This window comes from Syntrophorhabdaceae bacterium, from assembly GCA_028713955.1.
Lineage (GTDB): Bacteria > Desulfobacterota > Syntrophorhabdia > Syntrophorhabdales > Syntrophorhabdaceae > UBA5609.
In genome coordinates this window covers 1-9,448 of the sequence record JAQTNJ010000121.1, presented here as the reverse complement: position 1 = coordinate 9,448, position 9,448 = coordinate 1, and the positions used below count along the sequence as shown (strand labels likewise).

At 52.3% G+C, this 9,448-nt stretch carries 7 protein-coding genes and 1 tRNA gene; 5 read left to right on the top strand and 3 right to left on the bottom strand.

The window, feature by feature from the left end; all coding sequences use genetic code 11:
- Positions 1–474 precede the first annotated feature (474 nt).
- Positions 475–569, top strand: a tRNA-Ser gene (locus tag PHU49_10680).
- Positions 570–630: 61 nt separating this feature from the next.
- On the opposite strand, the gene PHU49_10675 is transcribed toward PHU49_10680, so the two are convergent.
- Both PHU49_10675 and PHU49_10670 read right to left on the bottom strand, forming a co-directional pair.
- Positions 631–1,824: a type II toxin-antitoxin system HipA family toxin gene (locus PHU49_10675; GenBank protein ID MDD5244468.1), complete on the bottom strand. Its 1,194-nt coding sequence runs from the start codon at positions 1,822–1,824 to the stop codon at positions 631–633.
- Complete coding sequence (locus PHU49_10670) at positions 1,824–2,069, bottom strand: helix-turn-helix transcriptional regulator (protein ID MDD5244467.1); 246 nt, start codon at positions 2,067–2,069, stop codon at positions 1,824–1,826. Before PHU49_10670 ends, PHU49_10675 begins: the two co-directional genes overlap by 1 nt.
- 247 nt (positions 2,070–2,316) lie before the next feature.
- Between PHU49_10670 and carB the strand changes: the two genes are divergently transcribed.
- Positions 2,317–5,523 (top strand): carbamoyl-phosphate synthase large subunit, encoded by a 3,207-nt coding sequence (gene carB / locus PHU49_10665; GenBank protein ID MDD5244466.1) that lies wholly within the window; start codon positions 2,317–2,319, stop codon positions 5,521–5,523.
- Between the two features lie 179 nt (positions 5,524–5,702).
- Here the strand turns inward: carB and PHU49_10660 are convergent, their stop codons facing one another.
- Positions 5,703–7,430, bottom strand: coding sequence for an ATPase, T2SS/T4P/T4SS family (locus PHU49_10660; protein MDD5244465.1), 1,728 nt, complete (start codon positions 7,428–7,430; stop codon positions 5,703–5,705).
- Positions 7,431–7,536: 106 nt separating this feature from the next.
- Here PHU49_10660 and PHU49_10655 point away from each other — a divergent pair, with 106 nt between their 5' ends.
- The 3 genes from PHU49_10655 to PHU49_10645 form a co-directional block, all read left to right on the top strand.
- Positions 7,537–8,058, top strand: coding sequence for a DUF2284 domain-containing protein (locus tag PHU49_10655; protein MDD5244464.1), 522 nt, complete (start codon positions 7,537–7,539; stop codon positions 8,056–8,058).
- A 42-nt stretch (positions 8,059–8,100) separates the two neighbouring features.
- Positions 8,101–8,625 carry a ferritin family protein gene (locus PHU49_10650; GenBank protein MDD5244463.1) on the top strand — a complete coding sequence of 175 codons (525 nt, stop codon included), beginning with the start codon at positions 8,101–8,103 and terminating at the stop codon, positions 8,623–8,625.
- A 366-nt stretch (positions 8,626–8,991) separates the two neighbouring features.
- Positions 8,992–9,448: LptF/LptG family permease (locus tag PHU49_10645; protein MDD5244462.1), on the top strand; the 457-nt coding region annotated here is incomplete at its 3' end.

Sequence of the window (9,448 nt, the reverse complement as noted above, 5' to 3'; positions counted from 1 at the left end):
ATCCTCTGCTCTTCTTATCCTCTGCTCTTCTTATCCTCTGCTCTTCTTATCCTCTGCTCTTCTTATCCTCTGCTCTTCTTATCCTCTGCTCTTCTTATCCTCTGCTCTTCTTATCCTCTGCTCTTCTGCTCTCAGCCATCAGCAATAACCTTAATTATAAATAACCAATAATGAAAAGTAAAAGAAAGGTAATAGGTAATAGGTGATAGGTGATATGCCATAGGATGTGGCGGGTTGTCATTGCGAGCGAAGCGCGGCAATCTCATTCAACAGCTTATACTCTATCAGATCGCCACGTCGCTTCGCTCCTCGCGATGACTCACGGTTATTCCGCTATGCGCCATGCGCTTTGCGCCGCTATGCCTTAGTCCCCTTACGACTTACGGGTGCATTGCTATGAGCCATGAGCTATCAGCTGTAAGCTGCCTTTCCCTTATTGCTTTTTGGAGCGCAAAAAAGTATACTTTCCCACACGGAGAGGTGACCGAGTTGGCCGAAGGTGCTCGCCTGCTAAGCGAGTGTACGTGCTAAAACGCGTACCCAGGGTTCAAATCCCTGCCTCTCCGCCATTGTTTTTTCGTATTGGATGGTCTGTTCTTCTGTTGACCTGCCCGATCTTTTTTTGGGGGGCTACTCCAATCCTCTGACCCCTTCTTCCCATTGCGCCATCATTCGCTCGCCGATCTCACGAAAATCCGGGTGTTCCGATATGTAGGCTGGGATCGTTTCTCTCGTCGCCGTCACCGCTTCAGCGGCACCGCTGAATATGCTCGACACCTTCCTTACGGGCAGAAAGAGGTGCGAGACGGCGAAACGCTCCAGTGCCTTCCGGGGCCACCACTTCTTCGTGCCTGCCAGGGTCAGGGCGGGCACGTCCTTGCTGACGTAAACCGTTGTTGTTACCACGTCATAGACGGGGGCAAGTTCGACGGCGCTTCTGGGAACGGCATAGAGCACGCCGAAATTCTTCAGATGGGCGTCACCGTTTCGAAGCATGACCGACAGGACCAGAGTGGCAAAAAATTGTTCTCTCGCCGCCATCAGACGGTCGCCGGAGATATAATCGCCAATGCTCTTCGCCACCCTTTCATAGCTCCCGGAATACTTCTGTGACGTACCGTACGCCTGCAGGCTGCACATGTCTTCAAAACCGATCGGAACGCCCTTTGTGGTGACGTCGAACCGCCGCATGATGAAGAGGCCTCCGTTGTCCGAGAGGAAATACTCCGGGGTCGGCAGCCCCGCACGTTTCACCGCCGTCATACAGAAGTACTCGTTGGCAGCCAGGCATGGGTAATCGGACCCCCAGGACTTGACGATGTACCCTGACGAGGCTAACGATCCCCTTTCCGACGCCTCGAGGAGGACCTTTGGCTGGACCCCCGATATTCCCGACCGCAAAGCGTATTTCGCAACGAGTTCATGGAAAAGCTCCCTCGCGTCCGGATAGGTGAGCAATTCATCCAAGGATTCCGGTGTTTCGGCAATCCCCGGCGACGCATCATCGGGGAGCGCAAACCGGTTTCTCCCCACCTGGTTGCCCCCTGTCACCCGTAGCACGGAGAGGTCATCCTCTCCCACCACCTTGGCGATGGCCCGACGGATCACATCGAGGAGCGCACCTTCGGGAAGGTTCATCTGGAATACAGGGTGTAGGTCTCTACTTAGCCAGCTCGCCAGACGGACGGGCATGGTCAGGGATACCTGGGCTGTGCTGCCCGCTTCAGGTGTATAGGTGAACACGTATTCCTTTCGCGATTCCCTCGCGAGAAGGCCCGACCTTTTGCCGCCGGCCCATACGGCAAGCGAAGGGATACTGGCCATTAGCCGCCCTCCCCTTCACGAAGCTCTTCCAGTGTCGGAAAAACGCCTGACGGCCGGACGCGCAATTCCAACCCCAGGAATTCAAGAACCCTGATAAGCTTCCTCGTTCCAATATCCTGGACGGTGCCGTTCTCGATCTGTCCTATGGTGGTACGGCTCATGCCGAGGGCCTTAGCCAGCTTTGCCTGGGAGAGTCGGCGGGCTTTCCGGGCTTTCCGGATCTCTTTACCTATGGTGAAGAGCATATATGTATTATATATGATGCATTATCATTAGTCAAGAACTAATTGCATTATAAACAATGCATATATAATGCATCGTTATTTTCTTGGTATAGGATAGCTTTTGTTGACCTTGGCTATGCTTATAAGACATACTGTCGGCTGATCGCTGATGGCTGGCTGCTGATCGCCGACCGCTCATAAAGCACTTGACCCCGGCATCTCATTTTGATAGGATGCCTATGCAAATCTTTTTGGAAGGTGTGGGGACATGTTTAAAAAGATCGAAGGGATCAATAAGGTCCTTATTATCGGCTCCGGGCCGATCATTATAGGCCAGGCCTGCGAATTTGACTACTCGGGCACACAGGCATGCAAAGCCCTGAGGGCCGCAGGCTACTCAATCGTTCTTGTCAATTCCAATCCGGCAACGATCATGACTGACCCCGGTATGGCAGACGTTACGTACATCGAGCCGCTTACCGTGGACATCCTCGAGAAGATCATCGCAAAAGAGAGACCGCAGGGACTGCTCCCGAACCTCGGAGGACAGACGGGCCTCAACTTAGCCGCCGATCTTTCAAGAAAAGGTATCCTTAAAAAATACGGCGTGCAGATCATTGGCGTACAGGCCGACGCGATCGAGAGAGGGGAGGACAGGAGCGAGTTCAAGAAGACCATGGCGAAACTCGGCATCCCGATGCCGGAGAGCGCCCTCGCCTACTCGGTCGAGGAGGCGCTGGAGATCGCCGACAGACTCGGCTACCCTGTTGTCGTGAGACCCGCCTATACCCTCGGCGGGACAGGCGGCGGGATCACGTACAACAAGGAAGAGCTCAAGGTGATAGCCAGCAGGGGCATCTCTGCAAGTCTTATAGGACAGATACTTATAGAAGAGGCCGTCCTTGGTTGGGAAGAGCTCGAACTGGAGGTTGTAAGGGATGCCGACAACAACATGATCACTGTCTGTTTCATCGAGAACATCGATCCCATGGGCGTCCATACGGGTGATTCCTTCTGCTCCGCGCCCATGCTTACCATCTCCGAAGAGCTCCAGCAGAAATTGCAGGAATACTCCTACCGTATCGTGGAGGCGATCCAGGTCATCGGCGGGACAAATATACAATTCGCACATAACCCTGACGACGGCAGGGTCGTCGTTATCGAGATAAACCCAAGGACGTCGCGATCATCCGCACTCGCATCAAAGGCAACGGGGTTCCCCATAGCCTTCATCTCTGCAAAACTGGCAGGCGGTTACAAGCTCAGCGATATCCCTTACTACAGGGGAGGGACGCTCGACAAGTATACCCCTTCGGGAGATTACGTGGTCATCAAATTTGCGCGATGGGCCTTTGAAAAGTTCAGAGAGGCAGAGGATAAGCTGGGAACGCAGATGAAGGCCGTCGGCGAGGTCATGAGCATCGGGAAAAATTACAAAGAGGCCTTTCAGAAGTCGATACGCTCTCTGGAGATCAAACGGTACGGGCTGGGCTTTGCAAGCAATTTCAACGAACTGCCCCTTGACGAACTGATGAGGCTCCTCAATGAACCGTCGTCTGAAAGGCAGTTCATCATGTACGAGGCGCTGCGGAAGGGCGCCACCGTGGACAAGCTCTTTGAAAGGACAAAGATCAAACGGTGGTTCATCCGGCAGATGAAGGAGCTCGTGGAGCTCGAGGAAGAGATGCTGAAATATAAGGGCAGGGAACTGCCTGATGCCCTCCTTATAAAGGCAAAGGAAGACGGCTTCTCGGACAAGTACCTTGCGCAGATCCTCGGCACCGGCGAAGAAACGATCAGGGGTAGGAGGATCGCGCTGGGCAAGGCAGAGGCCTGGTGCAAGGTGCCTGTGAGCGGCGCTGATGCGGCATACTACTATTCCACCTATAACGCACCTGACGAGGTAGACGTCAGTGACAGACCCAAGGTGATGATCCTCGGCGGAGGTCCCAACAGGATCGGTCAGGGGATTGAGTTCGATTATACGTGCGTTCACACGGCATTTACCCTCAGGGATGAAGGGTATGAATCGATCATGGTAAACTGCAACCCGGAAACGGTATCAACCGATTATGACACCTCTGACAAACTCTATTTTGAGCCCCTCACCGTCGAGGATGTCCTCAGCATTTACAACAAGGAGAAGCCCATCGGGGTTATCGTGCAGTTCGGCGGGCAGACACCGCTGAACATCGCGAAGGAGCTTGAAGAGGCCGGCGTAAAGATCCTCGGGACATCACCGGAGAGTATAGACCTGGCCGAGGACAGGAAACGTTTTAAAAACGTGATGCACAAACTCGGGATCCCGCAGCCCGAGAGCGGAACGGCAACAGCCCTCGGAGAGGCCCTCTCCGTGGCACACGGGATCGGTTACCCCCTCATGGTGAGACCATCCTATGTCCTGGGCGGCCGCGGCATGGAGATCGTCTACGATGATGATATGCTCACATCCTATATCAATGCCGCCGTGGAGATATGGCCGGGGCGTCCTATCCTGATCGACAAATTCCTTGAAAATGCCATTGAGGTTGAGGCTGATGCCATCGCTGACGGCGAAGACGCCTTTGTGCCGTCCATCATGGAGCACATTGAGCTTGCGGGAGTCCATTCAGGAGACAGCGCATGTGCGATCCCGCCGAGAACGCTCTCGGATAAATACATCAGGACGATCAATGAATATACGAAGAAGATAGCCATTGAGCTCAACGTTGTGGGTCTCATGAACATCCAGTACGCGATCGCAAACGATATAGTCTATATTCTCGAAGCAAACCCACGGGCAAGCAGGACCGTACCCCTTGTATCAAAGGTTACCGGGGTGCAGATGGCACGGATCGCGACACAGATCATGCTGGGCAAAAAATTGAGGGATATGAACCTCAAACAGAAAAGCTACCCCCACGTCGGCGTCAAGGAAGCGGTATTCCCTTTCAATATGTTCCCCGAAGTGGACCCGACACTTGGACCGGAGATGAAGTCTACAGGAGAAGTCCTCGGCATGGCGGATTCCTTCGGTCTCGCTTTCTTTAAATCACAGGAGGCAGCCGGTCAGAAATTGCCCGATAAGGGAACGGTGCTCATCACCGTGACATCAAAGGAAAGAAAGGATATCCTCGGTGTGGCACAATACCTGAAAGAGGCAGGATTTAATATCCTTGCAACGGAAGGAACACACAAATTCTTTGAGGAGAACGGCGTGGAATCGACGTTCATTAAAAAGGTCCACGAAGGGAGACCTAATATCGTCGATGCGATCCACAACAAGGAGATACAGCTTATCATCAACACGCCTATCGGCAAAAGCAGCATGTATGATGACTCATATATCCGGAAAGCAGCGATCAAACACAAGGTGCCATACATAACGACAGCGTCCGCGGCAAAGGCAGCGGCAGAGGGTATCAAAGCATACATTAAGCAAAAAACAGGCACTGAGGTAAAATCGCTGCAAATGTACCACAAAGAGATCGTGTGAGACGGAAACCCGTGAGTCGTGAGTCGTAAGGGAAGAACAACCGTAATTCGTAATTCGTGAGACGTAAGAGGAAGAGCACAAGGTGCGGGGACTTATTACCCATTACGTTTCACTTTTCACCGGTTTCATCCAATTACGAATTACGATTCACGAATTACGGGTGTTTTCACGTTTCACTTCTATATTCCCAGTGTGACGCTGAAGACCTCTTCCAGGCTGGTGATCCCCTGCTCTACCTTCCGCAGGCCCGATTCGTAGAGCGTCGACATCCCTAATCCCTTGGCCAGGTTCCGTATCTCCTGGTAGGACACGCCGTGAGAGACCATGATCTTAATATCCTCAGAGATCGGCATTACCTCGGCGATGAGTGTTCTTCCCTTGTATCCAGTATTGCCGCAGGCCGGGCAACCTTTCGCCCTGTATACCACTTCAGCCCTCAACTGCGCGCTCCCGAGCTCCTTCACGGTAGGCGTGTATGCCTCTTTACATTCCGGGCAGAGCTTGCGGACCAGCCGCTGACCGATGACAATGAGAATTGTAGGCGCCAGGAGATAGGGTTCAACCCCGATATCGATGAGCCGTGTCACCGCCGATGGGGCATCGTTCGTATGGAGCGTGGAGAGGACGAGATGTCCTGTCAGTGCTGAACGGACGCATATCTCGGCCGTCTCGAGGTCTCTCACCTCACCGACAAGCATGATATCAGGGTCCTGCCTCAAAAAACTTCTCAGCGCCGCAGCGAAGGTAAGACCGATCTCGGGTTTTACCTGTACCTGGTTAATGCCGTCCAGCCTGTATTCTACAGGGTCTTCCACGGTAATGATGTTCTTTGTCGATGACTTGATCTCCTGGAGTATGGCATAGAGCGTTGTGGACTTCCCGCTCCCTGTGGGGCCCGTGATAAAGACAAGGCCATAGGGGCTGTTGATCGCCTTCTGCAGCGCCGCAAGGTCGTCTGTCTCAAAACCCATCCTGTCGAGGTCAAAGACAACGCCGCTCCTGTCGAGGATCCTCATGACGACCTTTTCCCCGTAGATCGTGGGGATGATAGATATCCTCAGGTCGATCGTCCTGTCTCCGAGCTTGACCATGAAGGTGCCGTCCTGCGGCAGCCGCTTCTCAGAGATATCGAGCTTTGATAGGATCTTTATCCTCGAAACGATCGGCAGGTAGAGGTGGCGCGGCGGCGGCGTGATATCATAGAGCTTGCCGTCAACCCTGTATCTCAGCGAGATCCTGCCCTCAAAAGGCTCTATGTGGATGTCGGACGCACGCTGGTCAATCGCCTGCCAGAGCATGAGGTCAACGAGCTTCACAACGGGTGCTGCCTTCGCGCGGGCTATGATGCTGTCAAGGCTTAAGGAATCATCGTCCGACTCCGGGCTCGTCTGTCTCAGCCTGTCTATGCCGTATAGCCTGGGTCCGCCTCCCTTTGCCAGATCGATGATACCGTAAAACTCTTCTATTGCCTTCAGGATATCGGAACGGGTGGCAACAACGGGACTGATGTCGCAGCCGGTGATCTTGCGGAGCTCATCGACAAGCATAAAGTCGTGGGGATCAAACATCGCACAGGTGAGGGTATTTTTGTCCCGTGAAATCGGCAGGATGGTATTCCTCACGGCAACCTGTTTAGAGATGAGCATCTCCAGACTCTGACCGTCTTCGGGCCGTAAAGTACCTGCCTTCGAGGAGATAAAAGGTATATTGAACTGCTGCGACAGTGCCAAGGCAACATCTTCCTCGCGCACCATCCCCCGGTTGACGAGGATCTCACCGAGGTGCCCTCCGTCGGCCTCCTGGATCTCGATGGCTATATCAAGCTGTTCCTGGCGAATGAATCTTTCTTTCAGGAGAATCTCTCCCAGCCGCGTCCTCGAAGGGTCCCGTTTCATCTTTTTTGTCATGTCTCTATTGTATGGAAAATATGACTGCACTGCAAGAGGGAAATAATTCCAGTATTACTTTTATACTCTTGATTAATCATGAGTTACAGCCTATATTTATATCATTATGAAAAAATACAGCGCTTATATTGCTATGGCCTTGGAAAGGGGAGTTGATGACGCACTGATCGTGAGCACCGCAAAGGTCTTCACGGCACCCTGGGTCAGGATGAAGTGTCGTTTCGGCTGCGCGGGATACGGGAAGCGGCTCTGTTGTCCTCCCCATACGCCGGACCATAATGAAACACGGACAGTCCTCGATTCTTACAAGCACGCCCTGCTCTGCCACCGGCACTGGAGAAAGGATTACAAGTTCGTCGGGGGATTTAACGACATTATCGTAGACCTGGAGACCGCCATCTTTCTCGACGGTTACTATAAGGCGCTCGGGCTCGGAAGTGGTCCCTGCACGCTGTGCAAGAACTGCGATACGGGCGGGACCTGTAGAAACCCGGAGAGGGCAAGGCCGGCAATGGAGGCATGCGGGATCGATGTCTTTCAGACGGCACGGGCGCATGGTCTGCCCATTCGCGTGGTCCGGTCGCACGGCGAAGATCGGAACATCTACGGGATCGTATTGATCGAATGAAGGTGGAAAACATAACAAAATCTTTATTCAAAGGAGAAAACCATGGACGATAAGGAACGTCTTAACTCATTGGAAGTAGCGCTTAATAACGAGATGCGGGAGCGGGAATTCTATCTCAAGAACGCCGACAGGACAAAAAACCCCGTTGGGAAGGCGATGTTTGCGAGAATAGCAGAGGACGAGCTTGAACATTACAACCGCCTGAAAGAGCTCCACGCCAAATGGGCGGTAAAAGACAAGTGGCCCGAATCGGTACCCCTGAAAGTAAACAATACCATCGTCAAGGACATCCTTATCAATACGATCAAGAAGGTTGAAAAAACGGCAAAGGGTGACGCCGGTGATATCGAGGCGATCAAGACAGCTGTTGATTTTGAAGAAAAGGGTATCAGGTTATATTCAGAACTGAGGGATGCCTCTTCAAATCCGCGCGAGAAGGAGTTCTTTGACCTCCTTGCCATGATCGAGCACGAACACTACCTGTCCCTGAAGGACGCTGAAGAGTATCTCACTGACCCCACATCATGGTTCATCAAGACCGAGCACCACAGCCTGGACGGGGCGTAAAGAACAGCAGAGAGCGAAGAGCTGAGAGCAAAGAGCGACAAACCCGTAAGTCGTGAATCGTAAGTCGTAAGGGGTTAAGTCGCCTCACGCCTTCCGGGGTATTCTGCTTTCTGCTCTTCTTACCTTCTCACCTTCTGCTCGGCTCCCTGCTCCCTGCTATTTCTTACCCGGTTTTTATCGTTTCTCTGATATACGCATTTTCCGGGTAGTCTTTTTTCAGCTTTCGTATCTCGCCTTTTGCCATCTCGTTCAGATCCCTGTAGAAGATATAAAAAGGTCTATACAAACTTAGGTAAACAGCGGAGCACTCAACGGCGGAACCACAGGAGGAGGGAGCGGGCTATCATTGACATAGAGCGCCATTGAATGTTAGACTACGCAGTGCACATATTAACGAAATTACACAAGAAATTTTATATATATGTTCTCAAGGAGCTGTCTTACATACTGTTTCTCTCCCTCGGTATTCTCACCTTCATCCTTGTGTTAAGCAGACTCGGAAAGATGACCGACCTCGTTATTAACAAGGGGGTGGATGTTAAAGACATCATCCTGTTGATCATCTACTCCTCTCCCGCTTACCTCACATTCACGCTGCCGATGGCCTTTCTCCTCTCCGTGATAGTAGTCCTCGGAAGGCTTTCAACGGAAAACGAGATCCTTGTTCTGAAGGCCAGCGGTATCGATCTGAAATGCCTTTTCATCCCTATCAGCGCAATTGCCGTCATCATAACCCTTTGCGGATTACTTAATTCAAACGTTCTCTTGCCGAACAGTACCGAGCTTTTCAGAAACACCCTTATTAATATTATAAAAAAAGGTA